Origin of the sequence: Microbacterium sp. NPDC058389 (assembly GCF_042722305.1) — a bacterium.
GTDB lineage: Bacteria > Actinomycetota > Actinomycetes > Actinomycetales > Microbacteriaceae > Microbacterium.
The window spans coordinates 40,107-55,451 of record NZ_JBHXJQ010000012.1 but is presented as its reverse complement, the minus strand read 5'-3'; the positions used below and the strand labels follow the sequence as shown (position 1 = coordinate 55,451).

Below are 15,345 nucleotides of genomic sequence, written 5' to 3'. Positions count from 1 at the left end.
TTCCCGTGGGTGGTGTCTCCCCGCCCGCCCGCGGTGTGCGGGCGGACGGGGAGAGGATTCAGTTCTTCGGCGAGAAGTCGAAGATCGACGGGTAGGCGTTGGTGGGCCAGAACTCGAGGTTCGTGTTCGCGTCCGTCGCGAACGTGCCCTGCACGCGGAAGAACGGGGCGAACCAGGCCTGGTCGACGAGGTAGGCGTTGAGGTCCTTCGTGGCCTGCTCGGCCTCGTCCTGCGTCCCCATCTGGATCGTGCTGATGTACTCGTCGATCTGCGGGTCCTCCGAGTGGAACGGGTTGAACGTCGCGTCGGGGGCGATCATGAAGTTGATCAGCTGCCAGTCGGGGTTCTGCTCCAGCGCCATCCAGGTCGCCGGGTACTTCGGGGCGAGCATGTCGGTGATGAAGTTGCCGGTGCCGGGGTCGGTGTAGTTGACGGTGATCCCGATGTCGGCCAACTGCTGCGCGACGAGGTCGAACGTGGTCTGGAACGCCGGGGTCGACATCATGTTGAGCGTGAAGCCGTCGGGGTAGCCGGCCTCGGCGAGGAGCTTCTTGGCGCCGTCGGGGTCGTACTCGTACGTGCTGTCCAGTGACTCGTCGTAGCCGACCGAGGTGGCGGGAAAGACCTGTTCGGTGACCGTGCCGTAGCCGGCCTGCAGCGCCTTGAGCAGCGCCTCGCGGTCGAAGGCCATGTTGATGGCCTTGCGAACGTTGACATCGGCGAGCTCGGGAGCCATCGTGCCGTCGCGGTCGAATAGCAGCAGGCCCTGGAAGTCCAGTTCGTTGGACTCGATGGTCCAGCCCGAGGCCTCGATCTCGGGGATCGTGTCGTTGTTGACGATCTTGGCGCCGTTGGCCTCCCCGGCCTTCAGCGCGTTGAGTGTCGCGGTCGGGTCCTCGATGACGTTGATCGTGAGGTTGTCGTACTTGACGGCATCCGGGTTCCAGTAGTCCGGGTTGGCCGTGTACACGTAGGTCGTACCGGTGACCGTCGAGGCGGTGTCGAGCACGTACGGGCCGGAGCCGATGGGCTCGGTCGCGGAGTCGGGGTCATCGAAGGTCGACGGCGCCTGGATGAGGCCGGGGGCGATCGAGAGCAGGTTGACCAGCGAGGGGTCGGGTGCCGCCTGCGTGATCGTGACGGTGGTGGCGTCGACGGCCGCGAACTCCTTGCCCGCGAACGTCGCCGCCTGGGGCGAGGTGCCGTCGCGGAAGCGCTCCAGGCTCGCGACGACGGCGTCGGCGTCGAGCTTCGTGCCGTCGGTGAACTCGACGTCGTCGCGGAGCGTGAGGGTCAGCACCGTGTTGTCGTCGTTGTACTCCCACTTCGTGGCCAGCCAGGGCTCGATCTCGCCCGTGGAGTCCTTCTGCAGCAGCGTGTCGAACACCGCCTGGAAGAACGGGCTTCGGTTGCCGTACTCGGCGCCCGCGCCGATGTCGTAGCTGGTGGGGGCGGCGATCGCCGTGAGCGTGAGCCGCTCCGCGTGGCCGGAGTCGCTCGAGCCAGACCCGCTGTCACCGCCGCCGGCGCAGCCGGTGAGGGCGAGAGTGGCGATCGCGATGGTGGCTGCTGTGGCCTTCCAACGGAACATCCTTGGTCCCTTCATAGGTGGCGATGCCCCTGCGGATCGCCTGCTGGCCGCTGACGCTAACAGCAATATCGAATGACCGCTAGGTTTTTGACACAAAAAACTAGCGATTCCTAGAAATTCGTTATAGAACGGAGGAGAAGGATCCCGGCGCACACCGAAGCGGGTGTGGCGAGACGACCCGGGGATACGGTGAGACGATGACCGAGACGACGACCGCCGTCATGCGGGAAGAGACCGCTCCCACGACCGGGCGCAAGCCGCGCGGCGAGTACGCCAAGTCGAAGGAGAAGCGCACGGCGATCCTCGACGCGGCTCTCGAGGTGTTCTCGCAGTCCGGCTACCGCGCCGGCTCGCTGCGTGAGGTGGCCGAGCGGGTCGGGATGAGCGAGGCCGGCCTGCTGCACCACTTCCGCAGCAAGAGCGCCCTGCTGATGGCGCTCCTCGAGCACCGCGACGAGATGTCGCGCTCGCGCGTCGACTTCGACATCCCCGACGGGGTCGAGGCGCTTCGCTCGCTCGCCGAGCTCGCACGCTTCAACGCCGCGAACCCCGGCATCGTCGAGCTGTACTGCGTGCTGTCTGCCGAGGCGACCGCGCCGGACCATCCCGCGCACGACTACTTCATCGACCGGTACATCTCCGTCCGCGACAGTGTGACCCGCTCCTTCCAGCGCGTCGCCGATGCCGGACGCCTGGGCGATGGCGTCGACCCGCGCCGTGCGGCGGTCGCGACGATCGCGCTCATGGACGGCCTCCAGGTGCAGTGGCTGCTCGACCCCGCCTCGACCGACATGGCCGAGGCGCTGCACGACGTCTTCCGCAGCCTCATCCGCGGCTACGACCTCGTCGGCCTGGAGAACGTGCTCGACGGACTCGACGCGAAGGTCGAGGGAGCCTCCCAGGACTCGCCCGAGGATGCCGCTGCAACGCCGGAGCGCGACGCATGATCCGCGAACCGTGGCTCGACGGCTGGACCGTCGGGCCGAAGCTCGGCGCGTTCGAAGCGGCGACCGCCGAGTCCGCACCGCGTCCGGTGCGCCTCCCGCACGACGCCGTGCGCGACCTGCCCCGCTCCGCCGACGGCGACCAGGGCGTGCACACCGGCTACGTGCCCGGCGGCGTGTTCGAGTACGCCAAGACCTTCGACGCGCCCGATCAGTGGCGCGAGCGGACCGTGCGGGTGGAGTTCGAGGGCGTCTACCGGGACGCGGTGGTGTTCCTGAACGGGGATGCCGTCACCCACGAGCCGAACGGCTACAACGCGTTCGAAGCGATCCTCGATCCGTATCTGCGCTACGGCGAGCCCAACCGCATCACGGTCGAGGCCCGCGCGCACCGCGACAGCCGGTGGTATTCCGGCGCCGGCATCTATCGTCCCGTGCATCTCGTGGTGGCGGACCCGGTGCACTTGCCCCTGGACGCCACCCGTATCACGACGCCCGACGTGGACGCGGACCGTGCGCTCGTCCATGTGGCGACGCGCGTCCGCAACGGCTCGCGGCACACTCGCACGCTGCGCGTCGCGTGGACGATCGAGAGCCCGGACGGAGCGGACGTCGTCGCCGGCTCCGCGCCGGTCACGGTGCTGCCCGGCACCGAGTCCGTCGCCCGCATCCGCCTCGCGGTGGAGTCTCCGGCGCTGTGGAGCGACGCCTCGCCCGCCCTCCATCGTGTCCGCACGACGCTCGCCGACGAGCACGGCGACGAGATCGACGCGGATGCCGCGGCGTTCGGCATCCGCCGCATCCAGGCCGACCCGCAGCGCGGTCTGCGTATCAACGGCGTGCCGGTGAACCTGCGCGGCGCGTGCGTGCACCACGACAGCGGGCCGCTGGGCGCGGCCACGTTCGCCGCCGCCGAGGACCGCCGCGTGCGCCTGCTGAAAGCCGCCGGGTTCAACGCGCTGCGCAGCGCCCACAATCCGATGAGCCGCGCGATGCTCGACGCCTGCGATCGGCACGGCGTGTACGTGATGGACGAGCTCACCGACACCTGGACGCGGTCCAAGGTGGCCTTCGACGCCGCGCCCGGCTTCGCCGAGCGCTGGCGGCACGATGTCGACGCGCTGGTCGCGAAGGACCTCAACCACCCGAGCGTCATCATGTACTCGATCGGGAACGAGATCCTCGAGCTCGCCACGCCCGCCGGCGCCGCCTGGAGCAGGCGACTGGCCGAGGCGGTCCGCGAGCGCGACGACACGCGCCTGGTCACGAACGGGATCAACGGCATCATCGCGAACCTCGACCGCATGGCCGACATCGCGGCGGCCGAGGCCGACGATCGGCCTGCTGACGAGGCATCCGATCCCAACACGATGATGGCGACGATGGGCGAGACGATGGCGCGCGCCAACGCATCGGAGCTGGTGACGGCCACGACCGAGGAGTCCGCGTCGGTGCTCGACGTCGTGGGGTTCAACTATGCCGAGTCGCGATACGAGCTCGATCGTGAGCTGTTCCCGCACCGCGTCATCGTGGGGTCCGAGACCTTTCCGTCGCGCATCGAGCGGATGTGGCAGCTCGTCGAAGACCTGCCCCAGGTGATCGGCGACTTCACCTGGACGGGGTGGGACTATCTGGGCGAGGCCGGCATCGGCCGCGTGGACTACACGGACGAGCCGGGCTACGTCCCGACGGGCACCGCCGGACCGTACCCCCACCTGCTCGCCGGCTGCGGCGACCTCGACATCACCGGCCACCGCCGCCCGGTGTCGTACTACCGCGAGATCGTGTTCGGGCTGCGCACCGAGCCGTACCTCGCCGTGCATCCGCCGCGGCATCACGGCCGTCCCACCGCGACCACGCCGTGGTCGTGGGACGACACCGTGTCGTCGTGGACGTGGGATGCCGCGCCCGGCGCGCCGGTCACGGTCGACGTGTACGCGCGCGCCGACGAGGTCGAGCTGCTGCGGGACGGGGTCTCGCTGGGGATCGCCGAGGTCGGAGCCGACAAGGCGTTCCGCGCGCGGTTCGAGACCGTCTATCGCCCCGGCGAGCTGGTCGCCGTGGCCCGCACCGACGGCCGGGAGATCGGCCGGACGATGCTGCGCACGGCCGGGCCGCTCGTGCTCACCGCGGTGGCCGAGGCGTCGGAGGTGACGGCGGATGGCCTCGCCTTCGTCGGCGTCACGCTCGCCGACGCGGACGGCGTGGTCGCCGGCGACGCCGACGTGGCGATCACCGTGACCGTCGTCGGGTCCGGCGAGCTCGCCGGCCTCGGCACCGGCCGCATCCGCACCGAGGAGTCCTTCGCCGGTGCGTCGGTCACGACGCACGACGGCCGCGCCCTGGCCATCATCCGGCCCACCGGACACGGCGAGGCGACGGTGACCGTCACCGCCGCGGGCTACGCGCCGGCGCGGGTGCCGCTGACGTTCCGCGGCTGACGCGGAGCAGGTGCCGGCCGGGGTCAGCCGGCCCTGGCGGCGCGCGAGGTCTCGGGGGTGAGGGCGCGGATCGGCGTCGTGGCGGCGACCTCGTCGCTGAACTGCTCGGGTGTCACGATCGACAGCGGCCGGGTCTCGTCGAGCGTCAGGCGGAACCGCTTCTGCTCATGGCGCCGCAGCCGGCCGGACGCGACGAGCCATGTGAACCCAATGACGAAGGCGGCGACTGCGGCGACCGCGCCGACGAGGATCGCCGCGCGCGGGCCGAGCTGTGCGGCCACCCAGCCGACGATCGGGGCGCCGATCGGGGTCCCGCCCATCAGGATCGCCATGTACAGGGCCAGCACGCGTCCACGCAGCGCCGGGTCGGTGGTGGTCTGCACGTAGCCGTTGGCCGTGGTCATCATCGTGACCACCGAGAAGCCCGTGAACATGAGCGTCACGGCGTACAGCCAGTACGTCGGCATGAACGCCGACACCGTCGCCGCGAGGGCGAAGAGCAGCGTGCCCATGATGAGCACGCGGATGCGGGCGCGGTCGCGCCGCGCGGCCATCAGCGCACCGGCGAGCGAGCCGATCGCGAGGATGGAGCTGAGCAGGCCGTAGCCGTCCGCCTCCTGCCCGAACTCCAGCGCCATGGTCGAAGCGAGGATGGGGAAGTTCATGCCGAACGCGCCGATGAGGAACACCATCGCGAACGTGACCATCAGGTCGGGGCGGCCGGCCACGTACCGGAATCCGTCCGCCAGGCGGGCCGCGCCGCGCTGCGTCGGTCGCGGCACGAGCTCCCGCGTGCGGATCATCGCGAGCGCGCCGAGCATCGCCAGGAACGTGACGCCGTTGACCACGAAGACCCAGCCGGTGCCGACCGCGACGATGACGATGCCCGCGACAGCCGGGCCGATCATGCGGGCGGTGTTGAAGGAGGCCGCGTTCAGCGCCACCGCGTTCGAGGCGTTCTCACGCGCGACGAGGTCCGACACGAACGCCTGACGGGTGGGGTTGTCGAACGCGGCCACGAGGCCGAGAGCGAACGCGAACGCGTACATGATGGGCAGCGTCATCGCGCCCGCGAACAGGAGTGCCCCGATGGCGAGGCCGAGGACGAGCAGGAGCGCCTGCGTGACGAACAGCAGCCGGCGGCGGTCGAAGCGGTCGGCCACCCAGCCGGTGACGCCGACCAGCAGCAGCGGCGGCGCGAACTGGAGGGCCATCGTGATCCCCATCGCCGCGGCGTCGTTGTCGGTCAGCTCGGTGAGCACCACCCAACTGATCGCGGTGGACTGCATCCATGCGCCGACGTTGGAGACGAGTGCGCCGATGAACCACACGCGGTAGTTGAAGACCGACAGCGATCGGAACATCGCGCTCACAGCGTCACCATCCGCGCCATGATCTCGGCGGCGGCGGCGACCGTCGCGCGCTCCTCCTCGGTGAGCTCTGCGAGTGCGGACTCGACCCACGCGTCGCGCCGGCGCGCCGTCTCGTCGACGACGGAGCGGCCGGATTCGGTGAGCGAGATGACGACCTTGCGACCGTCGTTCTCGTCGGCGCTGCGGGTGATCCAGCCGGAGTCCTGCAGGCAGTTGACGGTGCGGTTCATGGAGGGTGCCGACACGCGCTCGCGCTCCGCGAGCTCGCCGAGGGTGTGCGGGCCGGTCTTCCAGAGGGCGGCGAGCACGGCGAACTGGCCGTCGCTCATCGAGTCGACGGCGCGCTGCGTGCGCATGCGCCGCGCGAGCCGGAAGGTGGCGATCCGCAGCTGCGAGGCGGCGGCGGCGAGATCGGGATCGTGGTCGGTGTCGTGGCGTGTCGTGGGGGTTCCGTGTGTGCTCATCCGGTTATTTAGCATAGCTCATTAGCCTTGCTAAAGAAAAGACGGGGATGCCGCACCCCTAGACTCTCGCCATGCCCGAGTTCATCGACGCGCACGGTGTCGCGATCGTCTACGACGTCCATCCGGCGACCGAGCCGCGGGCGGTCGTGCAGCTGCTGCACGGCGTCGGGGAGCACGCCGGCCGCTACGTCGCTCTCATCGAGGCGCTCAACGCTGACGGCTTCACCGTGTATGCCGACGACCACCGGGGGCACGGCCGCACCGGCATGAAGCAGCACGGCGGCGACGCGTCGCAGCTCGGACGCCTCGGTCCGGGCGGCCTGCGCGCCGCGATCGCGGCCGAGTGGCAGCTGACGGAGCTGATCCGCGCCGAGAACCCCGGGCTCCCGCTCATCCTGCTCGGCCACTCGTGGGGCTCTTTCCTCTCGCAGAAGCTCGTGAACGCCCACCCCGACGCGTACGACGGTCTGGTGCTCAGCGGCTCGTCGCTGCTGTGGCCCGGCTCGCTCAACTCCGGCGATCTCAACAAGCCGTGGCGCGGTCCCCGCTCCAGCGGCGTCGAGTGGCTGTCGTCCGATCCGGCGGTCGGCGAGGCGTTCCTGGCCGACCCCCTCACCACCACCACCCCGCTGCCGAAGCTGTTCGGCCCGATGGACACGCTGCGCCTGCTGGGCAAGCCGCGCCGGCGCGTCGGGCGCGGCATCCCGACCCTGCTCATGGTCGGGCGCGACGACACCGTCGGCGGCCCGCGCAGCGTCCACCGCCTCGCCGACGCCTACCGCACCCGGTCGCGCTTCACCGACGTGACGACGCTGGTCTACCCGGGTGCGCGGCACGAGATCTTCAACGAGGTCATGCAGGCCGATGTGCTCGCCGACCTGCTGGCGTGGCTCGAGCCGAGGTTCCCGGCGCGCTCCTGACACGCACGGCGTTGACGGTCGGGCGCCGCATGCGCCATCCTGGCCGCAGTGATCATCGTGGGAGCGCTCCCATGCTCCGTGTGCACGATGCCGCTCCCCGGGCGACGACGCCCGGCGGTCGATGACGACCAAGGAGGACACCCATGACCGCGGCACACCATCGATCCCGCGGGGGGACGCGCGCGAGACGAGCGCTCGCCCTCGGCGCGGCGGCCGCGCTGGCCGCCGGACTCGCGCTGCCGCTGACAGCGACGGCCGCGGTCGCCGCCGACTCCGGCCTCGCCGGCTCGCAGCTGTACGTCGACCCGTGGAGCACGACGCTCGAAGCGGCGCAGTCCCTCAGCGGCCAGGCGCGCGACGACGCCCAGCTGCTCGGCTCGATCGCCTCGGCGACGTGGTTCACCGACGGCAGCCCCGCCGAAGTGCAGGCGCGCGTCGACGACGTCGTCTCCGCGGCCGCCGCGCAGGGCGGGATGCCCGTGCTCGTCGCCTACAACCTGCCGTTCCGCGACTGCGCCCAGTACTCGGCCGGCGGTGCCGCCGACACGGCCGCGTACGAGGCGTGGATCGACGCGTTCGCCGCGGGCGTCGGCGGGCGCGACGCCACCGTGATCCTCGAACCCGACGGACTCGGCATCATCCCGCACTACACGACCCTCGACGGCGTCGCCGAGTGGTGCCAGCCGGCCGAGGTGCCCGCCGACAGCGCCGCGGCCGACCGCTTCGCGCAGCTGAACCACGCGGTCGACGCCTTCGCGGCACTGCCCGCGACCTCGGTCTACCTCGACGGCACCGGCGCGAGCTGGCTCAACGTCGGCGAGATCTCGGACCGCCTGATCAAGGGCGGCGTGCAGCGCGCGGACGGGTTCTTCCTCAACGCGTCGAACTACCAGTTCACCGCCAACTCCACCGCGTTCGGCACGTGGGTCTCGCAGTGCATCGCCTACGTCACCGAGGTGAACCCCGGCGACTTCGGCGCGTGCGGCAACCAGTACTGGAACGGCGGCCCCGCCACCGACTGGCAGGGCGTGAGCATGTCGCAGTACGGGCAGTGGAGCGTGGATGCCGCCGACCCCGCCCTGAACACCTCCGGGGTGGACTCTCGCTACGAACTCATCCTCGGCGGCACGCAGCCGACCACACGCTTTGTGATCGACACGAGCCGCAACGGCCTCGGACCGTGGCAGTACCCCGCGGGGGTCTACACGGCCCACGAGGACTGGTGCAACCCTCCGGACCGCGGTCTGGGTCTGCTCCCCGACACGACGACCGGTGTCGCGCTCGTCGACGCGTACCTGTGGATCAAGGTGCCCGGAGAGTCCGACGGCAAGTGCTACCGCGGCACAGCGGGTCCGAACGACCCCGAGCGCGGCTACGAGGACCCCGACGCCGGGCACTGGTTCACGCAGCAGGCGCGCGAGCTCATCGCGCTCGCCGATCCCGCCATCGCCCCGCTGGACTGCCACGTGGAGTGGGCGCCCGCCGCAGACAAGAGCGGGTTCTCGGCCACCGTGCGGCTCTCGGGTGCCGTCGCGGATCGGTTCGCGCTGAGCTTCGCGATGCCGGAGGGCCAGACCGTCGCGAAGGCGACGCGCGCGAGCGTCACGCAGACCGGCGCGATCGTCACGGTGACCGGCACGACCAAGCGGACCGGCAACGCACCCGACACCGTGGTGCACGCCACAGGTGCGCCGGCCACTCCGTGGCAGTTCCTGCTCGCGGGGCGTGCCTGCACGTCCTAGCGGGTGCGGTCGGGGCGGTTCGTCTCGCTCGACGACCGGGACTCATCGTCCCGGTCGTCGAGCGGAGCGCGTTCCGGCGTGCGCGGACGAAACGTCTGGACCGCGCCGCGGGCGTCGGTCGCGGCATCCACCCGGCGCCGTAGGCTGATTCCCATGCACGGCGAATACAAGGTGCCCGGCGGCAAGCTCGTGGTCGTCGACCTCGAAGAGCGCGACGGGCGCATCGCGGACTTCCGCCTCGCGGGCGACTTCTTCCTCGAGCCCGACGACGCGCTGCTCGACATCGACGCCGCCGTGAACGGGCTGCCGATCGAGGCCGACGTCTCGACCATCGCGGCCGCCGTGCGCGGCGCGCTCCCCGAGGGCGCGCAGCTGCTGGGCTTCACCCCTGAGGCCGTCGGCACCGCGGTGCGGCGGGCGCTCGTCACCGCGCCCGGGTGGCGGGACTTCGACTGGGAGATCGTGCACGACGGCCCGGTGTCGCCGCGCATGAACCTCGCACTCGACGAGGTGCTCACCGGCCGCGTGGGCGACGGACGCCGGCGCCCGACGCTGCGCATCTGGGAATGGGACGAGAACGCCGTCGTGATCGGCTCGTTCCAGTCCCTCCGCAACGAGGTCGACCCCGACGGTGCCGCCAGGCACGGGTACGACGTCGTGCGGCGCATCTCGGGCGGAGGCGCCATGATGATGGGCGCCAACTCGATCGTCACGTATTCGCTCTACGTGCCGGCATCCCTCGTGCAGGGGCTGACGTTCGCGGACTCGTACGCGTTCCTCGACGACTGGGTGCTGCAGGCGCTGCGTGCGCTCGGCATCGAGGCGACGTACCAGCCGCTCAACGACATCGCCTCGCCGCAGGGCAAGATCGGCGGCGCCGCCCAGAAGCGCCTCGCCAACGGGGGAGTGCTGCACCACGCGACCCTCAGCTACGACATGGACGGCGAGGTCATGACCGAGGTCCTGCGCATCGGGCGGGAGAAGCTCAGCGACAAGGGCACCACCTCGGCCGCCAAGCGCGTCGACCCGCTGCGCCGCCAGACCGGGCTCCCGCGCGAGGCGATCATCGCGAAGCTCGAAGAGACCTTCACGAACCTGTACGGCGCCGTGCCCGGCAGCATCACGCCCGACGAGTACGCCGAGGCGGAGGCGCTCGTCGCGTCGAAGTTCTCGACCGACGCGTGGCTGCGCCGCGTCCCGTGACCTCCGTCCCCGTCCCGGCCACTGAGCCTGTCCGGCCCGGATCGGTCGAGATCCACGCCGGCGACAACCTCGAGGTCATCCGGAGCCTGCCCGACGCGTCGTTCACGCTCGTCTACCTCGACCCGCCGTTCAACACCGGCCGCACGCAGGAGCGGGCGCTCGAGACGGCCAGGTGGGCGGCATCCGATCTCCCGCAGGATCCCGCCGCCGCGCCGGCCGTGCCCACGTCGCCCGCGGTGGTGCGCCGGGGGTTCCACGGCCGCGAGTACGAGCGGATCCGCGGTGACCTGCGTGCGTACGACGACCGGTTCGACGACTACTGGGGCTTCCTGGAGCCCCGGCTCGAAGAGGCCTGGCGGCTGCTCGCCGACGACGGCACGCTGTACCTGCACCTCGACTACCGCGAGGCGCACTACGCCAAGGTGCTCATGGATGCGCTCGTCGGCCGCGACCGCTTCCTCAACGAGCTCATCTGGGCCTACGACTACGGCGCCAAGACGCGCAAGCGCTGGCCGACCAAGCACGACACGATCCTCGTGTACGTGAAGGACCCCCGGGCGTACTGGTTCGACTCCGAGGCCGTCGACCGCGAGCCGTACATGGCGCCCGGGCTCGTCACGCCCGAGAAGGCCGAGCGCGGCAAGCTGCCCACCGACGTGTGGTGGCACACGATCGTGCCGACCACGGGCCGCGAGAAGACGGGCTACCCGACGCAGAAGCCGGAGGGGATCCTCCGGCGCATCGTGCAGGCGTCGTCACGGCCCGGCGACCGCGTGCTCGACTTCTTCGCCGGCAGCGGCACGACCGGGGCGGTCGCCTCGGCCCTCGGCCGCGACGCCGTGCTCGTGGACCACAATCCCGAGGCGATCACCGTGATGCGCGCCCGGATGCCGCACGCCCGGGTGTTCGGCGCCCCCGGTCGTTGAGCGAGCGAGGAACGAGCGAGACGAAACGGCGCTTCCCTAGGCTGGGGGGCATGCGTTTCGGAACCTTCATCCCCCAAGGCTGGCGATTCGATCTCGTCGGCATCGACCCCGCCGACCACTGGGCGGTGATGAGCGGGCTTGCGCAGCGCGCCGACACCGGGCCGTGGGAGTCGCTGTGGGTCTACGACCACTTCCACACCACCCCGGTGCACTCGGACGAGGCCACGCACGAGGCGTGGACCCTCATGGCCGCGTTCGCCGCCTCGACCTCGAACATCCGCCTCGGCCAGATGTGCACGTGCATGGGCTACCGCAATCCCGCGTACCTCGCCAAGGTCGCCGCGACCGTCGACATCGTGTCGGGCGGGCGCACCGAGATGGGCATCGGGGGCGGCTGGTACGAGCACGAATGGAAGGCGTACGGCTACGGCTTCCCGCCCGTGCCCGAGCGGCTCCGCATGCTGCGCGAGGGCGTCGACATCATGAACCAGGCGTGGACGACCGGGCGCGCGACGCTCGACGGGCGTCACTTCCAGGTCGACGGCGCGATCGTGCAGCCGCTCCCGCTGCAGGACGGCGGCATCCCCTTCTGGATCGCCGGCGGCGGCGAGAAGGTCACGCTCAAGATCGCGGCGCAGTACGCCTCGTACACGAACTTCGCGGGCTCGCTGGAGGAGTTCGACCACAAGAGCGACGTGCTGCGCGGCCACTGCGACGCCCTCGGCCGCGACTTCGCGTCGATCACGCGCTCGTCGAACTTCAACACGATCGTCGGCGCCACCGAGGCCGAGGCCCGCGACCGCCTCGCGGTGGTCATCGAGCGGCTGCGCCCGCACGTGGGCGACGAGCGCGCCGCGCACATCGAGCACGACTACCTCGCCTCGCCCGGCTTCGGAACCCCCGAGCAGGTCGCCGAGCGCCTCGCCGAGCGCGCCGAGCACGGCCTGGGCTACAGCATCCACTACTTCCCCGAGGCCGCGTACGACGTCTCAGGCGTGGAGCTGTTCGAGCGCGAGGTCATCCCGGCGGTCGCCTGAGCCCGGGCGGGTCGACCGGCCCGGCCCTGACGACGAGAATTCAGGACGGACGCACCGTGTGGCCGCCAGGCGGCCACACGGTGCGGCGTGTCTCCTGAATTCTCAACACATCGGAGTGCGTCCTCCCCGGCCGCACCCGGAGGACACCTCGGCGCGGGCTGTCCACAATCCGCGCCGGTGAGCACCGGCCTGCGTCGGCGTGGCTCGACGCTGGGCGGGTGGACCTCGCCCGATCAGGCTCGTCGTTCGCCCGCCGGGCCGACCTGCGCGCCGCGGGCTGGACGGATCGCGCGATCGCGGACGACGTCCGCAGTGGACGCCTCCTGCGGCCGAGGGGAGGGATGTATCTCCCCGCGGAGGCTCCGGCCGACATCGTCGCAGCCTGCCGCGCCGGGGGACGCCTCGCCTGCGTCAGTGCGCTCGCGGCGGTGGGCGTGTTCGTGCTGGACTCCGCGCCACTCCACGTTCATGTCAGCGCGAACGCGTCGCGTCTTCGCCCGGCCGGAGCCGGCCTCCTCCGCCACTGGGGGCGGCTGCGACGCGAACCGCATCCTCGGGCGACCAGCGTCGACCTCTTCGATGCGCTGATCCAGGCCGTGGCGTGTCAGCCGCCGCGCGCAGCGGTCGCGACGTTGGATTCCGCCCTCCACGCGGGCGTGCTGGACGAGTGCGATCTCGACGAGCTGTTCGAAGCTCTTCCGCTCAGACTCGCCCTGCTCCGGCGCCTCATCGATCCGCGGAGCGAGTCCGGGCCCGAGACGCTCGTGAGGTTGATGCTCCGGTCGCTCGGCCTAAGGTTCGAGGCGCAGGTCGACATCCGTGGTGTCGGTCGCGTGGACTTCGTCGTCGAGGGTTGGCTGATCATCGAGTGCGACAGCGTGGCGCACCACTCGACGTGGGACGCCCAGCGGCGCGACCGGCGGCGCGATCAGGCCGCCGCCGCGCTGGGGTATGCGACGTACCGGCCGATCGCCGAAGACATCATGTGGGACCCCGCCGTCGTCCTGACCGCGATCCGAGGGCTGACAGAACGCAGCCGGCCGTCAAGGATTCAGGCGCAGCGGGCTCGCGCGCGGCGCAGGCAGTCCGCCGCGCGGCGTGTCTCCTGGATTCTCTACGGTGCTCGCCTGAACCCGATGCACACAGAGGAGGTGTGGATGCCGCGGCTCGCGGCATCCACCCCTCCGGGGTCCTGCGGGTCAGAGCAGCGAGTCCACCGCGGCGTAGCCCTCGGGGTCGACGCCCGGGGTCGCCCCGCCGAACACGCGGGTCGTGCCGGGGGCGGCCGACCAGGCGGGCCAGCCCGGGTCGCCGCCGGTGACGAGGCCCACGGCGGCGCCGTGCGTCTGGTCGGCGAGGGACTGCGGCGGGTTCGGGCCGGTCAGGGGCTCGACCTGCACCGAGTCGAGGCAGTCGAACCAGAACGGCACGTCGATGCAGTGCACTGCCGCGTCGTGCACCATGCCCGGCTGCGTCGAGCGGAAGGCGTACCGGTACACCCAGGTCGGCGCGGCGCCGCGCGCCGTCGCGGTCTTCACGACGGCGGTGCGGAACATGCGGTCGGTGATGTACCGGCCGAGCACGGCGGCGTGGCCGCGGGCCATGACGTCCCGGTTCGCGGCGAGGTAGGACTTGCGCTGCGCGCCCTTGAGGCCCGACTTGCCGAGCAGGAACGACAGCGGGATCCACCGCAGCGTCTTGGCTGATCCCGCCACGACCATCGAGAACTCGTCCTCGGTGGCGCCCAGCACGAGCGGCTTGTCGGCGCCCACGCCCGCGGCGAGCGAGTCGAGCGTCGACCGGGTGAGGAGGTCGCCGTCGATCGTGGGGCCGAGCGTCAGCCCGTCGTCGAGCAGCTTCGTGATGGCGTTCGGGCCCGACACGTCGGTCGCGGCCTTCTGCGCCTCGAGGATCCGCTCCTCGGGCACCGTCGACAGCCCGGCGCGGGTCGGGGCCACGCCGGCGCGCGCGGCGACATCGCGGCCGATGCGCTCCGATGTCGCCGGAGCGACGTCGGCTGTCGCGCCGGACAGCGCCCACACCGAGTGGAACAGGTGCTGGGCCGCCGGCATCCCGAGCAGCGTGAGCACCGCGCCGCCGCCGGCGGACTGGCCCGCGATCGTGACGCGCGACGGGTCGCCGCCGAACTGCGCGATGTTGTCCCGCACCCACTCGAGGGCGAGCAGCCAGTCGCGCACGCCGCGGTTGGAGGGGGCGTCCTCGATCCAGCCGAAGCCGTCGAAGCCGAGGCGGTACGAGATCGTCACGGTGACGACGCCGTCGCGGTTGAACGACCGGCCGTCGTACCACGGGCTCGCGGGGGAGCCCGCGAAGTACCCGCCGCCGTGGATCCACACCAGCACGGGCAGCGCGGCGTCGGTCTCGCCCGGGACGGGCGTGAACACGTTGACGTTGAGTGTCGCCTCGCCCGGCACCGACGGCTCGGGGATGAGCGTCACGCCGGGGTCGCCGCGCTGCGCGGTCGCGCCGAACTCCAGCGCGTCGCGCACGCCCTGCCACTGCTCGGCGGGCACCGGCGCCGCGAACCGCAGGTCGCCGACCGGCGGCTGGGCGAACGGGATGCCGAGGAACGCGGCGCTGCCGCCTGCTCCGGGCTCGCCGCGCCAGAAGCCGCGCACGCGCCCGGTGGCGGTGTCTGCCTCGGCGTAGCGGAGGGTGGTCGTGGTGTCTGTCATGGGGGGAG

The 15,345-nt window shown here is 71.3% G+C and carries 11 protein-coding genes and 1 pseudogene; 8 read left to right on the top strand and 4 right to left on the bottom strand.

The features are described from left to right. Positions 1 to 58: 58 nt before the first annotated feature. The gene (locus ACFWJ8_RS15275; RefSeq protein WP_378813055.1) at positions 59 to 1,591 is read right to left on the bottom strand and encodes an ABC transporter substrate-binding protein; all 1,533 of its coding nucleotides are present in this window, start codon (positions 1,589 to 1,591) and stop codon (positions 59 to 61) included. 197 nt (positions 1,592 to 1,788) lie between these two features. On the opposite strand from ACFWJ8_RS15275, the gene ACFWJ8_RS15270 reads away from it, so the two are divergent. Together ACFWJ8_RS15270 and ACFWJ8_RS15265 are read left to right on the top strand one after the other, a co-directional pair. Continuing rightward, positions 1,789 to 2,538: a TetR/AcrR family transcriptional regulator gene (locus ACFWJ8_RS15270; RefSeq protein ID WP_378813052.1), complete on the top strand. Its 750-nt coding sequence runs from the start codon at positions 1,789 to 1,791 to the stop codon at positions 2,536 to 2,538. After that, positions 2,535 to 4,976, top strand: coding sequence for a glycoside hydrolase family 2 TIM barrel-domain containing protein (locus ACFWJ8_RS15265; RefSeq protein ID WP_378813049.1), 2,442 nt, complete (start codon positions 2,535 to 2,537; stop codon positions 4,974 to 4,976). Before ACFWJ8_RS15270 ends, ACFWJ8_RS15265 begins: the two co-directional genes overlap by 4 nt. Positions 4,977 to 4,999: 23 nt before the next feature. On the opposite strand, the gene ACFWJ8_RS15260 is transcribed toward ACFWJ8_RS15265, so the two are convergent. After that, the gene (locus ACFWJ8_RS15260; protein ID WP_378813228.1) at positions 5,000 to 6,340 is read right to left on the bottom strand and encodes an MFS transporter; all 1,341 of its coding nucleotides are present in this window, start codon (positions 6,338 to 6,340) and stop codon (positions 5,000 to 5,002) included. 5 nt (positions 6,341 to 6,345) lie between these two features. Continuing rightward, a complete protein-coding gene (locus ACFWJ8_RS15255) occupies positions 6,346 to 6,813 on the bottom strand; it encodes a MarR family winged helix-turn-helix transcriptional regulator (protein WP_378813047.1) in 468 nt (155 codons plus the stop codon). Positions 6,814 to 6,884: 71 nt separating this feature from the next. Here ACFWJ8_RS15255 and ACFWJ8_RS15250 point away from each other — a divergent pair, with 71 nt between their 5' ends. The 6 genes and pseudogenes from ACFWJ8_RS15250 to ACFWJ8_RS15225 form a co-directional block, all read left to right on the top strand. Then, positions 6,885 to 7,733, top strand: coding sequence for an alpha/beta fold hydrolase (locus ACFWJ8_RS15250; RefSeq protein ID WP_378813046.1), 849 nt, complete (start codon positions 6,885 to 6,887; stop codon positions 7,731 to 7,733). A 143-nt stretch (positions 7,734 to 7,876) separates the two neighbouring features. Then, on the top strand, positions 7,877 to 9,475 hold the full coding sequence (locus tag ACFWJ8_RS15245; protein ID WP_378813044.1) for a glycoside hydrolase family 6 protein: 1,599 nt from the start codon (positions 7,877 to 7,879) through the stop codon (positions 9,473 to 9,475). A gap of 153 nt (positions 9,476 to 9,628) precedes the next feature. Continuing rightward, on the top strand, positions 9,629 to 10,678 hold the full coding sequence (locus tag ACFWJ8_RS15240) for a biotin/lipoate A/B protein ligase family protein (RefSeq protein WP_378813042.1): 1,050 nt from the start codon (positions 9,629 to 9,631) through the stop codon (positions 10,676 to 10,678). Continuing rightward, positions 10,675 to 11,604 (top strand): DNA-methyltransferase, encoded by a 930-nt coding sequence (locus ACFWJ8_RS15235; RefSeq protein WP_378813041.1) that lies wholly within the window; start codon positions 10,675 to 10,677, stop codon positions 11,602 to 11,604. Before ACFWJ8_RS15240 ends, ACFWJ8_RS15235 begins: the two co-directional genes overlap by 4 nt. Before the next feature lie 50 nt (positions 11,605 to 11,654). Next, positions 11,655 to 12,641 carry an LLM class F420-dependent oxidoreductase gene (locus ACFWJ8_RS15230; RefSeq protein ID WP_378813039.1) on the top strand — a complete coding sequence of 329 codons (987 nt, stop codon included), beginning with the start codon at positions 11,655 to 11,657 and terminating at the stop codon, positions 12,639 to 12,641. 218 nt (positions 12,642 to 12,859) lie between these two features. Continuing rightward, positions 12,860 to 13,645, top strand: a pseudogene (locus tag ACFWJ8_RS15225) (type IV toxin-antitoxin system AbiEi family antitoxin domain-containing protein); the annotation flags it as partial. Between the two features lie 195 nt (positions 13,646 to 13,840). On the opposite strand, the gene ACFWJ8_RS15220 reads toward ACFWJ8_RS15225, so the two are convergent. Then, complete coding sequence (locus ACFWJ8_RS15220; protein ID WP_378813037.1) at positions 13,841 to 15,337, bottom strand: carboxylesterase/lipase family protein; 1,497 nt, start codon at positions 15,335 to 15,337, stop codon at positions 13,841 to 13,843. Between the last annotated feature and the right edge of the window lie 8 nt (positions 15,338 to 15,345).